The organism is Luteimicrobium sp. NPDC057192, from assembly GCF_042670205.1.
Lineage (GTDB): Bacteria > Actinomycetota > Actinomycetes > Actinomycetales > Cellulomonadaceae > Luteimicrobium.
The window spans coordinates 49011-70862 of the sequence record NZ_JBHUWD010000023.1 but is presented as its reverse complement, the minus strand read 5'-3'; the positions used below and the strand labels follow the sequence as shown (position 1 = coordinate 70862).

The following is a 21852-nucleotide window of genomic DNA, read 5'->3' as shown; positions in this document are numbered from 1 at the left end:
GTATTCGGGATGCCGGGGTACTTCGCGGGGGAGAGGTAACGATTGGGTCACCTGTCCCACAGTGGCCTCGCCGGAAGCTCCGAACCGTGCTTCGATGCTTCGAGCGAGGGGGCGACAAGGGCGTCGCTCACTCGTGCTCCCGGCCCTGGGCCGGGGCAGCCGGATGCCTGATGGAGGACTGCGTGCCGTACCGCGAGACCGACGCCACCCGAGCCGCCCGCGACCGGAGGCGCACCGCTCTCGTCGGCGCGGGCGTCGACGTCGTCGCCGAGCGCGGATTCGCCGGCGCCACCGTGCAGGCCGTCGCCACCCGGGCGGGCCTCAGCGCGAGCAGCGTCTACACCTACTTCCCGGCCCGCTCGGACCTCCTCACCGCTGTCTTCCGCCAGATCGCGTCCGTCGAGCTCGAGCACGTGCGCACGGCCGCCGAGCCTCGGCCCGACGACGCACCCGCCACCGCCGCCCAGGCCCGGCTCGCGCGGGTCGTCGACACGTTCGCCCGGCGCGCGCTGCGTCGTCGGCGGCTCGCGCGGGCACTCCTGCTGGAGCCGGCCGACCCGGCCGTGGAGGCGGAGCGGACGCTGTTCGCCCGCGAGTACGCGGACCTGTTCGGCGCCATCGCGGCGGCCGGCGTCGGCTCGGGCGAGCTGCCCGAGCAGGACACGCGCATCGTCGGGGCGGCTCTCGTCGGAGCCGTCGCGTCGGCGCTCACGAGCCCCCTCGCGCCGCTCGGCGCGGACGTCGACCCTGATGCCCTCGTCGCGACGATCCTCGGGTTCTGCCTGCGCGGGGTCGTAGGGGCGTCGGTGTGACGAGCCCACGCCCGCACGTCACGCACGCGGTCACCAACCAGGTGCCGCCACGCGAGGGGCTCGACGAGTACGCCGACTTCCCGGTCCTGCGCCACGGCGTCCGCGCGTTCGGGGGAGCGTGGGGCGAGGAGGCGCTGCAGGAGGTCGGACGCCTGGTCGGCTCGGCCGCGTTCCAGGCCGACGCGGAGCGAGCGAACAGCCTCACCCCGGAGCTGCGGGCGTTCGACCGCTGGGGCCGGCGCGTCGACGAGGTCGACTACGACCCGGCCTACCACCGCGTGCTCGGCGCGGCCGTCGCGCACGGCGCGCACACCTCCGCGTGGGCCGAGCCGCGCCCCGGCGCCGAGGTGGTCCGGGCGGCGACGTTCAGCCTGTTCGCGCAGGTCGAGCCCGGCCATGCGTGCCCGGTCTCGATGTCGCACGCGGCGGTCGCGTCGCTCGCCCACGCACCGGCGCTCGACGCCGTCTGGCGCCCGCGCCTGCTGAGCCGCGAGTACGACGGGCGCCTCGTGCCGTTCGGCGACGGCCCGGGCAGCAAGCGCGGCGCCCTCTTCGGCATGGCGATGACCGAGAAGCAGGGCGGGTCCGACGTGCGCGCCGGCACGACCCTCGCGCGCCCCGCGGCGGGCGACGGTGAGGGCGCGGCCGACACGCCCGGCGCCGCCTACCTGCTCACGGGCCACAAGTGGTTCTGCTCGGCGCCGATGTCCGACGCGTTCCTCGTGCTGGCTCGGGGCGCCCGGCGCGCGCCGTCCGGCGGGGAACGCCCCGACGACGACGTCTCGTGCTTCCTCGTGCCCCGCGTGCTCGACGACGGCGCCCGCAACGTCTTCCGGATCCAGCGGCTCAAGGACAAGCTGGGGAACCGGTCGAACGCGTCGAGCGAGATCGAGCTCGACGGGACGGTGGGGTACCTGGTCGGCGAGCCGGGCCGGGGTGTCCGGACCATCATCGAGATGGTCGCGCGGACCCGCGAGGACTGCGTGCACGGGTCGGCCGCGGGGATGCGGCAGGGCGTCGCCGAGGCGCTCTGGCACGCGCGGCACCGGATGGCGTTCGGAGCGCACCTCGTCGACCAGCCGGCCATGACGGCGGTGCTCGCCGACCTCGCGCTCGAGTCCGAGGCCGCGACGCTCACGTCGCTGCGGCTCGCGGCCGCCGTCGACGTCGCGGCCTCCGGGTCCGCCGACGCGAGCGAGGCGCGCGCGTTCTCCCGGCTCGCGACCGCCGTCGCGAAGTACTGGGTCTGCAAGCGCGGGCCGGGGCACGCGTACGAGGCGATGGAGTGCCTGGGCGGCAACGGGTACACGGAGGCCTTCCCGCTCGCGCGCCGCTACCGGGAGCAGCCGGTCATGGCGATCTGGGAGGGGTCGGGCAACGTGATCGCGCTCGACGTCCTCCGGGCGCTCGGCCGCGACCCCGAGAGCCTCGACGCGTTCGACGCCGAGGTCGCGCGCGCGGCGGGCGCGAGCGCGGTCCTGGACCGGCACCTCGCGCGGACCCGGCAGCTCGCGCGGGAGGTCGCGCACGACCCCGCGGCGGCGCCCGCGCAGGCGCGCCGGCTCGTCGAGGCGCTCGCCCTCGGGCTCCAGGCCTCGCTCATGGTCCGCTTCGCCCCCGAGGCGTCGAGCGACGCGTTCGTCCCGGCACGGCTGGGCGAGGACCGGGCGCTCGGGTACGGCGTGCTGCCTCCGGGGACGGACCTGCGGGCGGTCCTGGCGCGCCACGCGGGCTGACGGACGGCCGCCGGGCGGCCGGCGCCGTCCACAGATTTCCTCCACAGGGGTGTGCGCGACGACGCGGTTCCGCGGGTCCCGTTGTGGACGACCCTGTGCGTTCGTGAGGGGCCCAGATTGACCCGCTGCAGGGGGTTGTCGGCGAACCGAACCGGGTCTAGAACAGACCTACGGCCAGCCGCTGCGACGACGCTTCGGAGAACCGCCAAGCGGAGAAGCATCGCCCCGGCGGCCGGTCGGACGGTCGAACGGAGAACGGTGCACCACCCCCCGCCGCCGCGGGTCCGGCACAGGGCCGGCTGGCACGGGGAGCTGCAGGACGGCGCAGGGTGCGCGTGGGCCCGGGAGACTGGCCGCGAGAGGCACGGCCTGCGCGCGCATGGAAGGTGGGCGCGAGTGTCCGTGCGAGCCGTGACGTCACACGGTGTCGGTGTTGGGACTAGCGGCCCAGAGAAGGCCCCTCGGACTCGTACTCCGAGGGGCCTTCGCTGTCCCGATCCTCCTCGCCGCCCCTGACACCACCCTGGGAACGGTCGCCCGCCCGGGCCGGAGGTCCGGCCCGGGCTAGCGTGGGGCCGTGAGCAACCTCGAGACCCGCCCGGCCGAGCAAGTGTGCCGCTCCGGCGGCGCGGGCGGCGTCCAGATCCTCGAGCCGCGGACGGTCCCGCTCGGCGGGGCGCGCGCGATGACGGTCCGCCGCACGCTCCCGCAGCGCGCCCGCTCGCTCGTCGGGGCGTGGTGCTTCGCCGACCACTACGGGCCCGACGACGTCACCGCCGGGCCCGGGATGCAGGTCCCGCCCCACCCGCACACGGGCCTCCAGACCGTCACCTGGCTGTTCGCGGGCGAGGTGCTGCACCGCGACTCCGTCGGCTCGCTCGAGACGGTCCGTCCGGGCGAGCTCAACCTCATGACCGCGGGGCGCGGGATCTCGCACTCCGAGGAGACCCCCGCCGGTACCACCGCGCGCACGCTCCACGGCGTCCAGCTGTGGACGGCGCTCCCGTCCGGTGCGCTCGACGGCGCCCCGTTCTTCGAGCACCACGACGACCTGCCCGCGCTCCGGGTCGAGGGCGCGGTGGCGCACGTCCTGCTGGGCACGCTCGCGCTCGCGACCGGCGCGGGTGCCGAGGGGGTCGTCGCGGCGACGTCGCCTGCCACCGCCTTCACGCCCCTGGTCGGGGCGCAGCTCGACCTGGCTCCCGGGGCGCGCGTCCTCGTGCGGACGGACCCCGGGTTCGAGCACGGCGTCCTGCTCGACGCCGGGGCCGTGCGCGTCGCCGGGGTCGACGTCGAGCGCGACCATCTCGCGTACGTCGCGCCCGGAGCGAGCGAGCTCGTGCTCGAGGCCGGCCCCGACGCGGTCACCGACGATGCCGGGACCGTCGGGGCGCGCGTCATGCTGCTCGGCGGTGAGCCGTTCGGCGAGGACGTCGTGATGTGGTGGAACTTCGTCGGCCGCACGCACGACGACGTCGCCCGCGCTCGCGCGGACTGGCAGGCCGGGCTCGTGATGACGTCGGGCGAGGGGCCGAACCACGGCGGCACGGTCTACGCGGCAGGGGTCGCTGACGGGCGCTTCGGAGAGGTCGTCGGGTACGCGGGCGGCCCGCTGCCCGCTCCGGTGCTCCCGGACGTGCACCTCAAGCCGCGCACTCGCCCGGCCGTCTGAGCGTCGGCGGACCGTCCGGGCGTCAGGTCGTGGCCCGGGCGAGCCGGGTGCGGACCGCGAGGCCCGCGGACGCCACGACGGCGAGCCCACCGAGCACGGTCGGCCAGGTGACGTGCTCGTGCAGGAGGAGCCACGCCCAGAGGATCGTGAGCACGGGCTGGACGAGCTGGACCTGGCTGACCCGCGCCATCGGGCCCAGCGCGAGACCGCGGTACCAGGCGAAGAAGCCCAGGTACATGCTGACCACGGCCAGGTAGGCGAACGCTGCCCACTGGCTCGCGCTCGCGTGCGGGGGCTCGCGGACGACCGCCGCGGCCGCGAGCGCGACCGTCACGGGTGCGACGACCACGAGCGCCCACGAGATCGTCTGCCACGACCCGAGCTCGCGCGCGAGCACGCCTCCCTCCGCGTACCCGACGGCCGCGGCGGCGACCGCCCCGAGCAGCAGGAGGTCCGCTCGGTGGAGGCCCCCGAGGCCGCCGCCTTGCACGGCCGCGAACCCGATCGCGGCGACCGCGCCGACGACGGCGAAGACCCAGAACGAGCGCGCGGGCCGCTCGCCTGCGCGCAGCACGGCGGCGACGGCGGTCGCGGCCGGGAGCAGCCCGACGACGACCGCACCATGGCTCGCGGGCACCGACTGCAGCGCGAACGAGGTCAGGAACGGGAACCCGATGACGACGCCGCTCGCCACGACCGCGAGCCGCGCCCACTGCGCGCCGCGGGGCAGAGCCTGCCGGGTGAGGGTGAGCGCGACGGCCGCGAGCGCCCCGGCGACGACGGCGCGCCCCGCCCCGACGACGAGCGGCGCCAGACCGCCGACGGCGACCCGCGTGAAGGGGACCGTGAAGGAGAACGCGAGGACGCCGACGAAGCCCCAGGCGAGCCCGTGCCGTGCGGGCGTCGACGCCGTCGGCCTGGCCGATAGCGGGTGGTCCATCTGAACGATAGCGCTACTCTGGTCTGACATGAACGACGATAGCACCGGGCGGATCGTCGCCGCGCTGCGGGCGTGGATCGCGACCGCCCCGGCAGGCGCCCAGCTCCCTTCGAGCCGGGCGCTCACCGCCGAGCACGGTGCGAGCCCGCTGACGGTCCAGCGCGCGGTGCGCGTGCTCGCTGCCGAGGGGCTGGTCGAGAGCAGGCCCGGCGTCGGGACGTTCGTGCGAGCGCGCCGGGCAGCACGGGCGGCGGACCTCGACTGGCAGACCGGTGCGCTGCGCGCCCGCACCGGCCGTCTCCGTGGGCTCTCGGCCACGCAGCGGACCGTCTCGCCGGACGCCGTCGCGCTGCACTCCGGTTACCCCGCCGACGACCTTCTGCCCGAGCGGCTCGTCCGGGCGGCGCTGCTCCGCGCGTCGCGGACCGCGTCCGCGACGACGCGCGCCCCGGCCGCCGGCCTGCCCGAGCTGCGGCAGTGGTTCGCGGGCGAGCTCGCTCGGGTCGCGCCGGGCGACGTGACCCCGCCCACCGCGCGCGACGTCGTCGTGCTGCCCGGGAGCCAGAGCGGGCTCAGTGCGATCTTCCGCGCCGCCGTCGGGCCGGGGCGCCCGCTCGTCGTCGAGTCGCCGACCTACTGGGGTGCGATCCTCGCCGCCGCGCAGGCGGGCGTCACCCTCGTGCCCGTCCCGTCCGGGCCGTCGGGGCCTGACCCCGACGACGTGGCCCGCGCCTTCGACGAGACCGGTGCCCGCGCCTTCTACGCCCAGCCGACGTACGCGAACCCGACCGGGGCCCAGTGGTCGGCGGAGCTGCGCGCCCGGGTCCTCGACGTCGTCCGGCGGCACGGCGCCTTCCTCGTCGAGGACGACTGGGCCCACGACCTCGCCATCGACACCGACCCGCGCCCGCTCGCCGCCCAGGACCACGACGGGCACGTCATCTACCTGCGCTCGCTGACCAAGAGCGTGTCCCCGGCGCTCCGTGTCGCGGCGCTCGTCGCGCGCGGCCCGGTGCGCGACCGGATCCTCGCGGACCGCGCGGCCGAGTCGATGTACGTGAGCGGGCTGCTGCAGGCCGCGGCGCTCGACGTGGTCACCCAGCCCGCGTGGCAGACCCACCTGCGCGCCGTCCGTCCGGCGCTGCGCGCGCGCCGCACCGCCCTGCTCGACGGCCTGAGCGCGCACGCTCCGACCCTGAAGGTCGAGCACGTCCCCGCCGGCGGGCTGAGCGTATGGGCGCGCCTGCCCGACGGCGCCGACCCCGTCGACGTCATGCTCGCGTGCGAGGCGCGCGGGGTGATCGTCGCGCCCGGCGACGAGTGGTTCCCCGCCGAGCCGACCGGCCCGTACCTCCGCCTCAGCTTCTGCGGGCCGGACGTCGACCGGTTCGACGCCGCCGCGCGCGTCCTCGGCGAGGTCCTGGGCGCCGGGGCGGGACTGCCGGCAGCCGCCCGGCCATGACATTCGGGGTCCGGCGCCTCGCGTACCCGCGGAGCCCACGAGGCCGCGTGCGCCGCGGCCCGCCCCGACGAGCTCGAGCTACCGCCCGTCGGCGCTCGGCGGGGGACGCTCGGCGGGGGACGCGCGAAGGGCCGGTCCTCGAGGAGGACCGGCCCTTCGCGTGCGCGGAGCGGGTGACGGGAATCGAACCCGCGCTGTCAGCTTGGGAAGCTGAAGTTCTACCATTGAACTACACCCGCGAGACGCGGTTCCGTGGGTGCTCCCGGTATGGGACCATCCTCGAACGCCAGCGTGCGTCGTCGATCATACCTGCCCAGAGGAGTGCTCATGTCCCAGCCGCCCTACGGTCCGCCGAGCGGCCAGCCCGAGGACCCGTACGCGGGGCAGGCCCAGCCCGAGGCGGGGGAGTCGCAGCCGTCGGCCGGGCAGTCCCCGTACGCCGAGCAGCCCCCGCAGGGCCAGCCGTATCCCGAGCAGCAGCCGTACCAGGGTCAGCAGCCGTACCAGGGTCAGCAGCCGTACCAGGGTCAGCAGCCGTACCAGGGTCAGCAGCCGTACCCGGGGCAGCAGCCGTACGCCGGCCAGCAGCCGTACGCCGGCCAGCAGCCGTACGCCGGCCAGCAGCCGTACGCCGGCCAGCAGCCGTACGGTGCGCAGCCGCCCTACCCGGGCCAGGCGCCGTACGGGTACGCGCCGTACGCGCTCGTCGACCCGAACGCGAAGTCCAAGCTGGTCGCAGGCCTCCTCGGGATCTTCCTGGGCTCGCTCGGCATCCACCGCTTCTACCTGGGCTACACGGGCATCGGGATCCTGCAGATCGTGGTCACGTTCGTGACGTTCGGACTGGGCGGGCTCTGGGGCTTCATCGAGGGGATCGTCTACCTCGCGGCACGCCAGGGGTCGTACACGGTCGACGCGCAAGGGCGGCCGCTCCGCGCCTGATGCGGCTATGACCCACGTCACCACGCGTCCAGCGCGACGGGCTACGGTGTGGGCGTGCTGCTCTCCGATCGTGACATCCGTGCCGAGCTCGACGCCGGGCGCGTGGTCCTCGACCCGTACGAGCCGTCGATGCTGCAGCCGTCGAGCATCGACGTGCGGCTCGACAAGTTCTTCCGACTGTTCGACAACCACCGGTACCCGTTCATCGACCCGTCGCAGGAGCAGCCCGAGCTGACGCGGCTCGTGGAGGCGAAGGCCGACGAGCCGCTCGTCCTGCACCCGGGCGAGTTCGTGCTCGGTTCGACGTTCGAGACGGTGACGCTGCCCGACGACGTCGCGGCCCGTCTGGAGGGCAAGTCGAGCCTCGGCCGGCTGGGGCTGCTGACGCACTCGACGGCGGGCTTCATCGACCCCGGGTTCTCGGGGCACGTGACGCTCGAGCTGAGCAACGTCGCGACGCTCCCGATCACGCTCTGGCCGGGCATGAAGATCGGCCAGATGTGCTTCTTCCGCCTGTCCTCGCCGGCGGAGAACCCGTACGGCAGCGAGGCCTACGGCTCGCGGTACCAGGGCCAGCGCGGCCCGACGGCGTCGCGGTCCTGGCAGAACTTCCATCGCACGGAGGTCTAGCGTGCCCGCCCTGCCCGGCGACCCGTCCACCCCCGAGCCCGACCCGAGAGACTACGTGCCTGCCTCACCGCTCCCGCTCCTCCCGGCCGTCACCGCGGCCGCCCCGCTCGACCGGGCCCGTCACCTGCTGGGCTTCGCGTCCGAGGTGCTACCCGACGAGGTCGAGGCGCTGGCCGTGAGCCGGTTCCCGGGCGCGCACTGGGACGTCGCGCCGGAGGGCATCGACCTCATCTCCGCGCCGGGCCGGTGGGCCCGGCCGGGCGAGCCGGGCGTGCTCCGCCTCACCGCGAGCACGGTGCTCGTCGGGCCGTACGCGCCGCAGTTCACCGATGGCTTCGGCACGGACCTGCCCGACCGCACGGCGTACGTGTTCGACGTGACGTGCGCGCGCGAGCGTGGCGAGCCCCCGTACCCGGGCGGGGGGGACCGCGACGGTCTGGGCCGCGCGTTCCCTGTGGGCCTGCCCACCGGCGAGGAGGGCATCGTCGTCGACTGGCTCGTCGCGGCCGCCCGCAGGCTCGCGGGCGCGGTCCGGGTCGACCTGGGCGGCGCGGTCAGCCCCGACGTCACGCTCGTGCCGGACCCCGACGCGAACGTCGACCTGACGATCTTCACGGACGTCTGGCTCGAGCCCGAGGCGGCGCAGACGCTCGTGCGCCAGGTGGAGCCGGGCGCGCAGCTCGCGACGACCGGCGTCGAGTGGGCGGGGCCGCCCGGCATCGCCTACGACCCGACCGCGCTCGGCATCGTCGAGCTGTCCGAGGACCAGGTGCGTGCCGTCCAGCAGGCGTCCGACGAGGTCGACATGGCCACGCTCGCGCAGCCCATGACGCTCGAGGGGTACGCGGTCCTCGTGGACCTGGGCCCGGACGGCGTCGTCGCGGTCGAGGTCGGCGCCGAGCCGATCGTCCCGCTGGCGCTCCAGGGTCTGCCGTGGACCGCGGGAGGCGCGCTCGCGTACCACGTGCGCTGGGAGGCGCCCGACCTCGAGGCCTCGCAGCGCGAGGACCCGCCGCTCGCGCACGTGCTCGCCCGGACCCGCGCGCTGGGCGTCGTCGGGGAGGTCACGGCGGCGCTGCAGCACGCCGTCGGCGGCGAGGTCGCGGACGAGGACGGTTTCCTCGTGGGCGTCGCGGACCTCGAGCAGGAGGCCGAGTAGCGCCTCCGCGTGGAGGATTCGTCGGCCTGTCGGTGACGTCCGAATGACGTTCGGCAGGTCTGTGCTTGGTAGGATCCTTGCGGTCCCCCGGTCGTTCGCGACCCCCGCCCCCGACAGGACGGAGCGGACGTGCTGCAGCTGCTCGTAGCCCATCTGCTGATGGTGCTGCTGGCGCCTGCGATCATCACCTGGCTCGGCCGTCGAGGGTTCCTCGTGCTGGCCCTGGCCCCCGCGTCGGCGGCCGTCTACGCCCTCGCGTGCACCACGCGCGTCCTGCACGGCGACGTCCCCGTGCAGCACTGGCAGTGGGTGCCCGAGCTCGGCCTGACCCTGACGTTCCGCCTCGACACCCTGTCGTGGCTCATGCTGCTGCTGGTCGGCGGCGTCGGTGCGCTGGTCCTCGTGTACTGCTCGGCGTACTTCGCCCCGACGGCGCACGGGCTGCACCGCTTCGGGGCCACGCTCGTCGGGTTCGCGGGCGTCATGGTGGGCCTCGTCACCGCCGACGACATGCTGCTCCTGTTCGTGTTCTGGGAGCTCACGACGGTCGCGTCGTACCTGCTCATCGGGCACTACGCCGAACGCAAGGCGTCCCGGCGCGCGGCCATGCAGGCGATCGTCATCACGACGGCGGGCGGTCTCGCGATGCTCGTGGGCGTCGTCATCCTCGGCGAGGCTGCGGGGACGTACTCGCTGTCCCAGGTCGTCGCGCACCCGCCGGGCGGCACCGCCGTGACCGCCGCGGTGGTCTGCCTGCTCGCGGGCGCGGCCACCAAGTCGGCCCTGATCCCGCTGCACTTCTGGCTCCCCGCCGCGATGGCCGCCCCGACGCCCGTGAGCGCCTACCTGCACGCCGCCGCGATGGTGAAGGCCGGCGTCTACCTGGTCGCGCGGTTCGCGCCCGCGTACGCGCAGCTCACCGTCTGGCAGACGATCGTCATCGTGCTCGGCTGCGGCACCCTGCTCCTCGGCGGGTACCGGGCGCTGCGCCAGCAGGACCTCAAGCTCGTCCTCGCCTTCGGGACCGTCAGCCAGCTCGGGCTCATCACGCTCCTCGTGGGGCTCGGGAGCCGGGCCACGGCGCTCGCGGGCATCGCGATGCTCGGCGCGCACGCCATGTTCAAGGCGTCGCTGTTCCTCGTGACCGGCGTCGTCGACGCCGCGACCGGGACCCGCGACCTGCGCCGCCTCACCGGGGTGGGCCGGAGGCTGCCGGTCACGGCCGTCGCGGGCGGCCTCGCGACGGCGTCGATGATCGGGCTCCCGCCGTTCGCCGGGTACGTCGCCAAGGAGGCGGGGCTCGAGGCGCTGCTGCACCCGGCGGGAACCCTGCCCGGGTGGGTCGACGGGCTCGTGCTGGCGGCCGTCGTCGTCGGCTCGATGCTCACGGTCGCGTACGGGCTCCGGTTCTTCTGGGGCGCGTTCGCGACGAAGCACGTGGCGGTCGCTCTTCCCGAGGCCGACGGGACGCCCGTCGAGCCGCCGATCGACCCCTCGAAGCTGCACCGGCAGTCGCCGTACCTGACGCTGCCGCCGCTCGTGCTCGCTGTCCTCGGGCTCGCCGCGGCGCTCGTCCCGCACCTCGGTGAGCACCTGCTCTCCCCGTACGCGGACACCCTTCCCGTGGGCGAGCCGGGGCACCTCGCCCTGTGGGGCGGGATCGGCCCGGCGCTCGGGCTGACCGTGCTGATCCTCGCCGTCGGCGCGCTCGCGTGGTGGTGGCGCATCCGGGTCGAGGGCTTCCAGACCCGGGTCGGCGGCCTCCTCCGGCGGTGGCACCTCCCCGAGGCCGACGTCGTCTATCGGCGGTCCATGCGCCGCCTCGACGACGCCGCGGCCGACGTCACGTCCCTCACCCAGCGCGGCTCGCTCCCGTTCTACCTCGGCGTGATCGTCGTCGTGATGGCGGCGTTCCCCGGCGTCGTCCTGGTCACGCACACCACGTGGCCCCAGGACCTGCGGGGCTGGGACACGCCCACGCAGGCGGTCGCGGTCGCGGCGGTCGGCGTCGCCGCGGTCCTCGCCGCGCGGTCCCGCCGACGCCTCAAGGCCGTGTTCCTCGCCGGGATCGCGGGCTACGGCAACGCGGTCCTCTTCCTCCTGCACGGCGCCCCCGACCTCGCGCTCACGCAGGTCCTCGTCGAGACCGTGACGCTCGTCGTCATGGTGCTCGTGCTGCGCCGGCTCCCGCCGTACTTCTCCAACCGCCCGCTCGCCCGCAGCCGGTGGACGCGGCTCGCGATCGGCCTGGTCGCCGGGGTCACGGTCATGGCCTTCGCGGTCGTCGCGCCGAACGCCCGGACGGCGACGCCCGTCTCGGCGCAGTTCCCCGACGAGGCCTACTCGTACGGCGGCGGCAAGAACATCGTCAACGTCACGCTCGTCGACATCCGCGCCTGGGACACCATGGGCGAGATCTCCGTGCTGCTGGTCGCGGCCACGGGCGTCGCCTCGCTCGTGTTCCTCCGGCGCCGCGGAGGCGCGATCCTGCGCGCCGAGGACTCCGAGCGCGCCCGCGTCGGCGACGAGGCTCCCGGCGTGTGGTCGGGAGGGACCGAGGAGGACGACCGCGGGGCCGCCCTGCGCCGTCGGGGGACCGCGCCCGAGGCGTGGAGCCGGATGCAGACCTGGCTGCGGGCGAGCGCCACGCTCGCGCCGCGCCGGCGGTCCGTGATCTTCGAGGTCGTCGCACGGCTCCTGTTCCACTCGATGATCGTCTACGCGGTGTTCCTCCTGTTCTCGGGGCACAACAACCCGGGCGGCGGGTTCGCCGCAGGGCTCGTCGTCGGGATCGCGCTCGTCGTCCGGTACCTCGCGGGCGGCCGGTACGAGCTCGGGGAGGCCGCGCCCGTGCAGCCCGGCGTGCTGCTGGGAACGGGTCTGTTCCTCGCCGTCGGCGTCGGGCTGGCCGCGATGCTCGCGGGCGGGCAGGTGCTGCAGTCGACGATCTTCGACCTCCACGTGCCGCTGGTCGGCGAGATCCACCTCGTGACGTCCCTGTTCTTCGACGTCGGGGTGTTCCTCGTGGTGGTCGGCCTCGTGCTCGACATCCTGCGCTCGCTCGGCGCCGAGATCGACCGCCAGGGCGACGTCGAGGCGCGGGCGGACCGTGCCGCCCGCCAACCCGAGGAGGCCCAGCGGTGACCGTCCTCGACACCACCCCCGCCGCCGTCCTGGTGCTCGCCATCGGCGTGCTCGTCACGACCGGGGTCTACCTGCTGCTCGAGCGCAGCCTCACCCGCGTGCTCATCGGCTTCATCCTGCTGGGCAACGGCATCAACCTGCTGCTGCTCGTCGCGGGCGGTCGCGCCGGCGGCGCGCCGATCCTCGGGACGACCCCGCTGTGGCGCATGAGCGACCCGCTCGTGCAGGCCATGATCCTCACCGCGATCGTCATCACGCTCGGCCTCACGGCGTTCGTCCTCGCGATGGCCTACCGGTCGTGGCAGCTCCACGGCCACGACGAGGTCCAGGACGACGTCGAGGACCGCCGCATCGCGCGGCTCGCCGCGAAGAACGAACCGAGCTTCGAGGACGCCGACGCCGTCGAGTCGGGCGAGACGCTCGACGAGGAGGCCGCCGCGACACGCGACGAGACGGACGACGACATCGGCGGCGGGACCGGGAACGAGACGGGACGGGGGGCGACATGAGCTGGTTCGACCTGACGGCCACCGACCTCGTGCCGCTGCCCGTCGTCCTCCCGCTGCTCGCCGCGGGCCTGGCCCTCGCGTTCGCGCGCCGTCCCCGGGTCCAGCGCGTGGTGAGCGTCGTCGCGCTGGCCGGCGTGCTCGCCGTCGGCGTGGCGCTGCTGGTCCTCACGGACGACCGGACGCTCGTCGTCGACGTCGGGAACTGGGCCGCCCCGATCGGGATCGACCTGGTCGCGGACCGCCTGAGCGCGCTCATGGTGACGGTCTCGTCGTTCGTGCTCCTCTGCGTCCTCCTGTACTCGCTGGCCCAGGGCGTGAGCGAGGAGGCCGAGGAGGAGACGTCGAGCATCCCGGTCTCGATCTACCACCCGACGTACCTCGTGCTCGCGGCGGGCGTGTGCAACGCGTTCCTCGCGGGCGACCTGTTCAACCTCTACGTCGGGTTCGAGATCCTGCTCGCGGCGAGCTACGTGCTCCTCACGCTCGGCGGCACGGGCGAGCGCATCCGCGCCGGCTCGATCTACGTCGTCGTCGCGCTGCTGTCCTCGATCGTGTTCCTCATCGCGATCGCCCTGACCTACGCGGCGGCCGGCACCGTGAACCTCGCGCAGCTGTCGGAGCGCCTGCCCGACGTTGAGCCGGGGACGAGGCTCGCGATCCAGCTCCTGCTCCTGCTCGCGTTCGGGATCAAGGCCGCGATGTTCCCGGTGTCGGCGTGGCTGCCGGACTCCTACCCGACGGCGCCCGCGCCCGTCACCGCGGTGTTCGCCGGCCTGCTCACCAAGGTCGGCGTGTACGCGATCCTGCGCACCCAGACCCTGCTGTTCCCCACGGACCCGCGCATCGACCAGGGGCTCAGGTGGGTCGCGCTCCTCACGATGCTCGTCGGGATCCTCGGGGCCGTGGCACAGGACGACATCAAACGTCTCCTGTCCTTCACGCTCGTCAGCCACATCGGCTACATGCTGTTCGGCATCGCGCTCGCGACCCAGCCCGGCACGGCCGCCGCGATCTTCTACGTCGTGCACCACATCACCGTGCAGACCGCGCTGTTCCTCGTCGTCGGGCTCGTCGAGCTCCGGGGCGGGTCGACGTCGCTCGACCGTCTCGGCGGCCTCGCCAAGCTCGCCCCGGGCCTCGCGATCCTGTTCTTCATCCCCGCCATGAACCTCGCGGGCATCCCGCCGCTGTCCGGGTTCCTCGGCAAGGTCGGGCTCGTCGAGGACGGCGTCCGCACGGGCGGGTTCCTCGCGTACACGCTGGTCGTGGGTTCCGTGGTGACGTCGCTCCTGACGCTCTACGCGATCGTCAAGGCGTGGAACAAGGCGTTCTGGCAGGAGGCGCCGCAGGAGATCGAGACCGACGCGCGGGTGCCCCGCGGCATGGTCGTCCCGACCGGCGCCCTCGTCGCGTTCGGGCTCGCGCTCACCGTCTTCGCCGGGCCCCTCTACTCGTACGCGGACCGCGCCGCGGCGGCGCTGCGCGACGGCTCGTACGTCGAGGCGGTGTTCCCGGACGGGCACGACCGCGGCGTCGGCGAGTCCGACGAGTCCGTGCCCAAGGCGGGTGCGCCGACCGAGCCCGCGTCGGGCGTGAGCACGGGGGAGGGCACGCCGTGAGCCTGCACGTACGCCGTCGGACGACGTGGCGCGAGCGGCTGCGCCACCAGTGGTGGGCGATCGTGTGGCTCGCGCTCGTCTGGGTGCTCCTGTGGGGGCCGGTCACGTGGGGCAACGTGCTCGCGGGCGCGCTGCTCGGCGTCCTCGTGGTGGTGCTCCTGCCGCTGCCGCCGCTCCCGTTCCACGGGCACGTCCGCCCGTTGCGTGTGCTCGCCCTCGTCGTGCGGTTCGGCGTGGACCTCGCGGTCGCGTCCTTCCAGGTGGCGTGGCAGGCGATCCGCCCCGGACGGCAGCCGCGCGGCGCCGTCGTCGGGGTGCGGCTGCGGAACCCCAGCGACATCTACCTCACCGTGACGGCCGAGCTGAGCTCGCTCGTGCCGGGTTCGCTCGTCGTCGAGGTGCACCGGCTCACCGGGATGCTCTACCTCCACGTGCTCGACCTGGAGGCGTACGGCGGCGTCGACAAGGTGCGCGCCGACGTGCTGGCGCTCGAGGCGCGCGTGCTGCGGGCGCTCGCGTCCGACGCCGAGCTCGAGGCCGCGGGCCTCGCGACCCGGGGAGGGGTGCCGGGATGACCGTCGTCTTCGTCGTCACGATCGCGCTGCTCACCGTGGCCGCGGGCTGTGCCATCTACCGCGCCGAGCGGGGGCCGTCGATGCTCGACCGGACCGTCGCGCTCGACGTCTTCACCACGACGATCGTCGGGGCGATCGCCCTCGAGGCCGCCTACGCGCGCCGCGCGACGACCATCCCGATCCTCGTCGTGATGTCGCTCGTCGCGTTCGTCGGCTCGGTCACGGTCGCGCGGTTCGCGGCCGTCGAGCGCGAGGAGGAGGGCCGGATCGAGCTCCCGCCCGCGCAGGGCGACGTCGACGACGCCGACGACCCCGCCCTCGCCGCCGACACGGTCGACCGGGTCGAGGGAGGGGAGCGATGAGCGTCGACTGGAACGGCGTGGCGGACGTCGTCGCCGCGGTCTGCATGCTGCTCGGCGCGTTCCTCGCGTTCGCGGCCGGGATCGGCATCGTGCGGTTCCCCGATCTCCTCGCGCGCATGCACGCGGCGACCAAGCCGCAGGTCCTCGGACTGATCCTCATGCTGATCGCCGCGGGGCTGCGGGTGCACGTGTGGTCGGTCGTCGGGATGCTCGTGCTCGTCGTCGTCTTCCAGCTCCTCACCGCGCCCGTCGCCGCGCACATGGTCGGGCGGGCCGGGTTCCGGACGCGCAAGGTCCCGCACGAGGACCTCGTCGTCGACGACCTCACGGCCGACCAGGAGGAGGCGCTGGCCGAGGAGGACGCGGCCGACGCCGCCGAGGAGGACGCCGAGGCGGCCGCCCGGCGGGACCTGCCGCCGTCGTCCGACGGGTCGGGGTAGCCCCGCCCCGCCACGTCGACGACGGCCCCCTCGCCCAGCGGGCGAGGGGGCCGTCGCGGTCGGTGCGCCGTCGGGCGCTCGGGCCGACGGGTCAGCGGGTCACGCGCACCGCCTTGCCCGTGACCTTCGCGGACGCGTACCGGGTGTCACCCGGGTACGTCGCGGTCACCGCCCACGTGCCCTTCGCGAGCCTGGGCAGCGTGACGGTCACGTGCCCGTTCGAGAGCTTTCCGGTCACGGTCCAGGTGGTCTTGCCCTTCTTCAGGGTGACCGTGACCTTGCCCGTCGGGCTGGGCAGCCCGCGGACCGTCGACGAGACGGTGACGCGGGCGCTGCCCTTGGCCTTGCTCGTCGGGGTCTTGGTCACGGAGACCGTGGCCTTCGCGGAGGCCTTGCGCACCGTGACGACGAGCGAGCCGTGCGACGCCTTGTGGTAGGTGTCGCCCCCGTACGCGAGGGTGAGCGTCCGGGCGCCGGGCTGCAGGGTGCCCACGGCGAGCGTGACCGTGCCCTTGCCGCCGCGGAGCTGTGCCCAGCCGACCTGCTTGGTCCCGTACCTCACGAGGACCTCGCCGGTCGGGACGGTCGAGCCGCCCTTGACCGTGACGTGCACGGTGCCGTTCTTGCCGTAAGTCCAGGCCGCCGCCGTGCCGGTGACCGTCGTCGCGGCGGGCGTGGTGCTCGCCGGCCGGGTGACCGTCAGGACGAACGACCGGTCGGACGGCGCGTGGGCGGCGTCCCCGAGGTACTGCGCCGAGATCGCGTACGTCCCGGCCACCGGCGTCCGCTCGGGCACGCAGGTCGCCTTGCCTCCGGACAGGGTCGCGTCGCAGAGCGGCTCCTCGCCGTCGACGAACGTGACGGTCCCGGTGGCGTCCGCGGGGCTGACCGTCGCCGAGAGCGTGAGCTCCTGGCCCGCCTTGACCGTCACGTTGGACGCCTTGACGGACGTGGGCGTCCGCTCCGGCGTCGTCGACGCGACGACCTTGACGGTCCGCTGCGCCTGCGCGACGTTCCCGTTGGCGTCGGACACGCCGTAGACCAGCGTGTACGTGCCGGGTTCGGCGGTGTCGACCGTGCCCGTGACCGTGAGGGCCGCGGTCACGTCGCCGTCGGTGTCGTCCTTCGCGGTGACGCCAGCGAGCGGGTCGAACACCTCGCCCTGCCCGACGCTCGACGACGCGGGGAACGTGATCACCGGCGGGGTGACGTCGGTCCCCGCGGCGCTCGCCACGAAGAAGCCGCCGAACTGGTCGACCTCGCCGAGGTCGTCGCCGGTCGCGTCGGTGCTGCTCGCCGTCCAGGCGTACGCCTGGCCGGCGGTCAGGCCCGACCAGGTGACCGAGACCGGGAAGCCGGACTTGCCGGTCGCGGTGCCGATGACCGTGTCGGTCGGGGTCACGACGGCCAGGCCGTCGGTCCCGAAGGACGTCGTGCGGCTGGTCAGGTCGACGGGGACCGTGAAGTTGTCCTCGGAGCCGTCGTACCGGACGGGCGTCGTCGTGTCGTACTCGTGCGTCCCGAACTCGTCGAAGAACGGCGAGTACGAGTCGACCGACATCGTCGACCGCTTCGTGTCGAACTGCAGGAGCCGCAGGAAGCTCGCCCCGAACCGGAGCTTGTCGCCCGGCTTGTGGTCGAGCACCCCGTCGCCGTCCACGTCGATGTTGCCGCTCGCGTCGACGACGCACGTCGGGCAGCTCTCGGCCGTGAAGATCTTGCTCGCGGGCTGCTGGTACTCCTGGTAGTCGGCGAGGAGCTCGACGACCTTGTGCTGGACCTGCGGCCCGCTCACGGTGACGAGGTTCGTGCCGACGCCGTGGATGTGTCCCGCGAGCACGAGGAACACGTTGGGGTTGGCGGTGACGACCTTCTTGTAGAGCGGTGCGCCGTCGTCCCCGGTGTACCCGGTGTCGCGGCCGTCCTTGTGGGTCGACGCGGCGAGGTACGAGTGGGTGATGAGGATGCCGTTGCGGTCCTTGTAGCGCTGGAAGACCGAGTTGGCCCAGTCGGCCTCCTCGTCGGTCACCCCGTAGGACAGGCCGACGGCGACGAAGTCGAGGCCGCCCGCCGAGAACAGGACGTAGCTGTCCTGGCTGTCCTCGCCCTGCTTCGCGGTCGTGCCGTCGGCGTCCGTCGTCTCGTCCTTGGTGTGGAACGAGGCGCCGGCCGGCCAGCCCTTCGCCTGGTCGTAGAAGCCCGCCGCCGAGAACGCCTGCGAGAACAGCGAGTCGGGACCCGTCTGCTTCCCGTTGTTGTCGTCGTGGTTGCCCGCGATGACCTGGGCGGGCACGCCCGACCCGGAGAACGAGTCGATCACGGAGGACGCGAACGCGTTCTCCTTGGTGATCTCGTCGAGCTGGGTCGGGTAGACGAGCGTCCCGTCGGGGTTCGTCGCGTAGGGGTCGACGACGTCCGAGTTGATCATGTCGCCGGTCATCGCGGCGTAGGCGATCTTCTTGGGCTTCGCGTTGACCGTCGTCCAGCGGGCGGCGTCACGGTACGCCGTCGCCCACACGGCCTGCTCCTCGGCGGTCTCGACGCCCGACGACGTCTCGTACTTCGGGCTCGTCGGCATCTTCCCGGAGCCGCCCGCCGCACCCTCCGCGATGAACTGCGGGTCGGTCCAGTGGACGAACGAGAAGTCGTAGTCGTCGGGGTCCTCGAAGCCGTTCGCGGTGTCGGCCGCCGAGGCGTCGCGCGCGGACAGGTCGTCCGCGAACGGGTCCCGGGCGAGCACGAGGACGTGCACGACGTCGCCGTCGACCTCGGCCGGGGTGACGTCGCCCTCGAGCGCGGTGGTGCCGTCCGACACGCCGCGCGCCGTGGCGATCTCCTTCCACGACGACGACGCGGCGTCCCACACGCGCAGGCTCACGCTGCGCTCGGGATCGACCACGCCCGACCACCGGACGTGGCGGTCGTCGTCGTACGCGGGGACCTGGACGTCGAAGCGCTGGAAGGGCATGCCCTCGTGGCTCGACGGGCTGGTCGCCGTCTTCCCGTCCTCGGCCTGCCGGCCGCTGACCGTGCCCGCGTCGTCGTAGGTGAAGTCGAGCGCCGACGGGACGACCGCCACGGTGCCCTGGAAGCCGCCGGACGCGATGCTCGCCTGGGCCTCCTTGAACGTCGTGGTGACCTGGCCGCCGTCGGGCGCGTGCGCGACCGCCGACAACGTGACCTTGCCGCCGCCCTGCCCGGTGTCGGTGCCGCCGCCCGCAGGGATCGACTGCGACGTGAACGGCACGGTCCAGGCGAGGGGGTGCCCGAACACGTCGGTCGCGGTGATCGCGAGGGTGTGCGAGCCCGCGGAGAGCCCCGCGCCGACGCGCTGGCCCGGCCGGACGCCGACGCCGTCGATCGTGTAGACCCAGCCCGTGGCGGCGCCCTGGTCCTTGACCTTCACCTCGAGGTCGACCGGCTTGGTCAGTTTCTGACCGGCCGCCGGCACGGTCGACGTCAGTGCGACGTCGGTCTGCCGGGCGCCGAACGCGTCGAGGCTGAGCCGGGCCGCCTGGGCCGCCGTGAGGGGCGTGCTCCAGATGCGGGCGGCCGAGACCGTCGAGGCCGAGGCGGACTCGATGCCGCCGCTGCTCGACGTGTCGGCGCCGATCCCGAAGTTCTGGGACTTGGTGCCGTTCGGTGCGCCCGGCGCCCCGGTCTGGTCCGCCTGCGCCGCGAGCGACCCGTTGAGGTACAGCTTGATGGTCGAGCCGTCGTAGACCGCCACGACGTCGTACCAGACGCCCTGCTGGATCGGCGCCGTGAGCGCGTGGTAGGCGCCCGCGACGTAGAAGTCGGCCTGGACCTTCGAGCCGTTGACCAGGATGCCGAAGCCGCCGGTGTTCTCTCCCGAGCAGGTCTTGTTGCCCGCAGCCGTCGGCAGCGTCCCGTCGAAGCGGAAGGTGCACTCGACCGAGTAGGCCGTCGTGAGCTGCGGCGTCGAGCCGCCGTCCCACGCGTCCTGCAGCGGGTAGAGCACGCCGTCCTTCGCGCCGTCGAACGACGCGACCGACTTGCCGAGCGCGACGTCCGGCGCGACGACCGGGCTGCCGCTCACGTCGGGCGTGCGGCCCGCGGCGTCGTCGGTGTAGGTGCCGTCGGAGAGGTCGACGTCGAGGACGTCGGCCTTCGGGACGTCGACGACGGGCGTGCGGACGGCGCCGGCGAGGTCGCCGATCTGCGCGGCCGTGAGCGCCGAGTCCCAGATCCGCTCGGACGCGACCGTCACCTTGGCCCAGCTCTCCATGGACGAGCCGCCGGAGTTCTGGTCCGCGCCGACCCCGAGGAACTTGGCCCCCGACGGTCCGGTCGCGGTCCCGGTCTGCGCGGTCGCCTTGACGAGCCTGCCGTCGACGTACAGCCGGATCGACGACCCGTCGTACTGCCCGACGACGTCGTGCCAGGCGCCGGTCGTGGCGGGTGTGCTGACCGTGCGGTACGCGCCGTCGACGTAGAACTGGGCGCTGAGCGACGACCCGCTCACGTAGACCGACATGCCGCCCCCGTTCTCGCCGCCGCAGATCTTGTGGGCGGCGCTCACGGGGAGGGCGGCGTCGAACCGGAACGTGCACTCGACCGTGTAGGCCTTCGTGAGGTTGGGGACGTGCCGCGGGTCCCACGCGTCGTCGGCCGCGAAGTCGTAGCCGTCGTCGACGCCGTCGAACGAGGCGACGACGCGGTCGAGGTCCGTGTCGACCGTGAGCCGCGGGTCGCCGAACCGGAGCGGCTGGCGGCTCTGGGCGTGGTCGACGGGCGAGCCCGCGGTGAAGTCGACGTCGAGGACGTCGGCCGCGGGGACGCCGTCGGGCACGGTGGGCGTGACGACCACGGGCGGCGGGGCGGTCGCGCCTGTTCCGGGGGTGGTGAGCCACTGCGACCGCGCGGCCAGCGCGGCGACCTGGTCGGCGTCGAGAGCGGCGCTGAAGATGCGCGTCGCGGCGACGGTGACGGGGCTCTGGCGCTGCGCCGACGGGCCGGCGGTGACGTCGCCGCCGATCACGAACCCGCGCGCGGTCACGCTCGGGGCGCCGACGGTGCCGGGGTAGCTGCCCGACCCGGCGAGCGCGCCGTCGACGTAGAGCTTGAGCGACGTCCCGTCGTACGTGCCGACGACGTGGTACCACTCGCCCTTCGTCAGTGCGGGCGAGCTGACAGTCTTGTAGGCGCCTCCGACGTACGCGGACCACACGAGGGTCGACTTCCCGCTGGGGACGTAGAAGGCGTAGCCGCCTCCCTCCCGGCCCGAGCACACGTCGTCCTCCGCGCCGTCGGCGCTCGCCGGCGTGGCCGGCAGGTCACCGTCGAAGCGGAAGTCGCACTCGATCGACACGGCGGTGGTGAGGTTGTGGGCGGCCGAGGTGTCCCAGGCGTCCGCCAGGTCGTACCAGTACGCGTCGATGCCGCCGTCGAACGACGGGACCACGCGGTTCAGGGTGGGGTCGAGCGCGATGGCCGGCTTCCCGACGGTGTGGGCCTCGCGCGCGGCCGCGTGGTCGGTGGGGGTGCCGTCCGCGAAGTCGACGTCGAGGACGTCGGCGGTCGGCGGGGTGGAACCTGTGCTGGTCGGGGTCGTCTCGCTCGCGAGGGCGTCGGCAACGGAGGCACCGATGAAGGTGGTACCTGCCACCGCCAACCCCGTGATCGTGGCGGCGAGCCGCCGCCACGATCGAGCAACGGGTCGTGATGTCACGCCTGCTCCTTGGTTGGGCGAATGTCGCACATTGCGCCCTGAGACCATCGCCTCACGGCGAACTCCGGCTGGCCGCCGGACCGCCGTCAGCGGTGGGTTCGCTGAACTTTGGATGAGCGTCAGATGACAGCCCGCTGGAGACGGCCGGAGGCGGCGTC

15 protein-coding genes and 1 tRNA gene are annotated in these 21852 nt (G+C 73.9%); 13 read left to right on the top strand and 3 right to left on the bottom strand.

What is annotated here, in order from left to right; translation table 11 throughout:
• Window positions 1-182 precede the first annotated feature (182 nt).
• The 3 genes from ACFT5B_RS12125 to ACFT5B_RS12115 all read left to right on the top strand — a co-directional run bounded on the left by ACFT5B_RS12125 (window position 183) and on the right by ACFT5B_RS12115 (window position 4220).
• Window positions 183-812, top strand: coding sequence for a TetR/AcrR family transcriptional regulator (locus ACFT5B_RS12125; RefSeq protein WP_386798519.1), 630 nt, complete (start codon window positions 183-185; stop codon window positions 810-812).
• Window positions 809-2548 carry an acyl-CoA dehydrogenase family protein gene (locus ACFT5B_RS12120; RefSeq protein ID WP_386798517.1) on the top strand — a complete coding sequence of 580 codons (1740 nt, stop codon included), beginning with the start codon at window positions 809-811 and terminating at the stop codon, window positions 2546-2548. Before ACFT5B_RS12125 ends, ACFT5B_RS12120 begins: the two co-directional genes overlap by 4 nt.
• Window positions 2549-3125: 577 nt before the next feature.
• The gene (locus tag ACFT5B_RS12115) at window positions 3126-4220 is read left to right on the top strand and encodes a pirin family protein (RefSeq protein ID WP_386798515.1); all 1095 of its coding nucleotides are present in this window, start codon (window positions 3126-3128) and stop codon (window positions 4218-4220) included.
• Between the two features lie 22 nt (window positions 4221-4242).
• On the opposite strand, the gene ACFT5B_RS12110 is transcribed toward ACFT5B_RS12115, so the two are convergent.
• On the bottom strand, window positions 4243-5160 hold the full coding sequence (locus tag ACFT5B_RS12110; protein WP_386798513.1) for a DMT family transporter: 918 nt from the start codon (window positions 5158-5160) through the stop codon (window positions 4243-4245).
• 28 nt (window positions 5161-5188) lie between these two features.
• On the opposite strand from ACFT5B_RS12110, the gene ACFT5B_RS12105 reads away from it, so the two are divergent.
• Window positions 5189-6622, top strand: coding sequence for a PLP-dependent aminotransferase family protein (locus tag ACFT5B_RS12105; RefSeq protein ID WP_386798511.1), 1434 nt, complete (start codon window positions 5189-5191; stop codon window positions 6620-6622).
• 168 nt (window positions 6623-6790) lie between these two features.
• Here the strand turns inward: ACFT5B_RS12105 and ACFT5B_RS12100 are convergent.
• Window positions 6791-6861: transfer RNA gene (locus tag ACFT5B_RS12100), tRNA-Gly, on the bottom strand.
• Between the two features lie 88 nt (window positions 6862-6949).
• Between ACFT5B_RS12100 and ACFT5B_RS12095 the strand changes: the two genes are divergently transcribed.
• From ACFT5B_RS12095 to mnhG, 9 genes are all read left to right on the top strand, one after another.
• Window positions 6950-7564, top strand: a complete 615-nt coding sequence (locus ACFT5B_RS12095) for an NINE protein (RefSeq protein WP_386798509.1) — start codon at window positions 6950-6952, stop codon at window positions 7562-7564.
• Between the two features lie 54 nt (window positions 7565-7618).
• Window positions 7619-8194 (top strand): dCTP deaminase, encoded by a 576-nt coding sequence (gene dcd / locus ACFT5B_RS12090; RefSeq protein ID WP_386798507.1) that lies wholly within the window; start codon window positions 7619-7621, stop codon window positions 8192-8194.
• Window position 8195: 1 nt separating this feature from the next.
• A complete protein-coding gene (locus ACFT5B_RS12085) occupies window positions 8196-9353 on the top strand; it encodes a hypothetical protein (RefSeq protein ID WP_386798505.1) in 1158 nt (385 codons plus the stop codon).
• Window positions 9354-9482: 129 nt separating this feature from the next.
• Window positions 9483-12497, top strand: a complete 3015-nt coding sequence (locus ACFT5B_RS12080) for a Na+/H+ antiporter subunit A (RefSeq protein WP_386798503.1) — start codon at window positions 9483-9485, stop codon at window positions 12495-12497.
• Entirely contained in the window at window positions 12494-13006 is a 513-nt protein-coding gene (locus tag ACFT5B_RS12075; RefSeq protein ID WP_386798501.1) for a Na(+)/H(+) antiporter subunit C, read from the top strand. Before ACFT5B_RS12080 ends, ACFT5B_RS12075 begins: the two co-directional genes overlap by 4 nt.
• Window positions 13003-14625: a Na+/H+ antiporter subunit D gene (locus ACFT5B_RS12070; RefSeq protein ID WP_386798499.1), complete on the top strand. Its 1623-nt coding sequence runs from the start codon at window positions 13003-13005 to the stop codon at window positions 14623-14625. Before ACFT5B_RS12075 ends, ACFT5B_RS12070 begins: the two co-directional genes overlap by 4 nt.
• A complete protein-coding gene (locus ACFT5B_RS12065) occupies window positions 14622-15200 on the top strand; it encodes a Na+/H+ antiporter subunit E (RefSeq protein ID WP_386798497.1) in 579 nt (192 codons plus the stop codon). Before ACFT5B_RS12070 ends, ACFT5B_RS12065 begins: the two co-directional genes overlap by 4 nt.
• Entirely contained in the window at window positions 15197-15562 is a 366-nt protein-coding gene (locus ACFT5B_RS12060) for a monovalent cation/H+ antiporter complex subunit F (RefSeq protein ID WP_386798495.1), read from the top strand. The genes ACFT5B_RS12065 and ACFT5B_RS12060 overlap by 4 nt, the downstream gene beginning before the upstream one ends.
• Window positions 15559-16002 (top strand): monovalent cation/H(+) antiporter subunit G, encoded by a 444-nt coding sequence (gene mnhG, locus ACFT5B_RS12055; RefSeq protein ID WP_386798493.1) that lies wholly within the window; start codon window positions 15559-15561, stop codon window positions 16000-16002. Before ACFT5B_RS12060 ends, mnhG begins: the two co-directional genes overlap by 4 nt.
• A 91-nt stretch (window positions 16003-16093) precedes the next feature.
• Here mnhG and ACFT5B_RS12050 read toward each other — a convergent pair whose 3' ends face one another.
• On the bottom strand, window positions 16094-21631 hold the full coding sequence (locus ACFT5B_RS12050; RefSeq protein WP_386798491.1) for a LamG-like jellyroll fold domain-containing protein: 5538 nt from the start codon (window positions 21629-21631) through the stop codon (window positions 16094-16096).
• Between the last annotated feature and the right edge of the window lie 221 nt (window positions 21632-21852).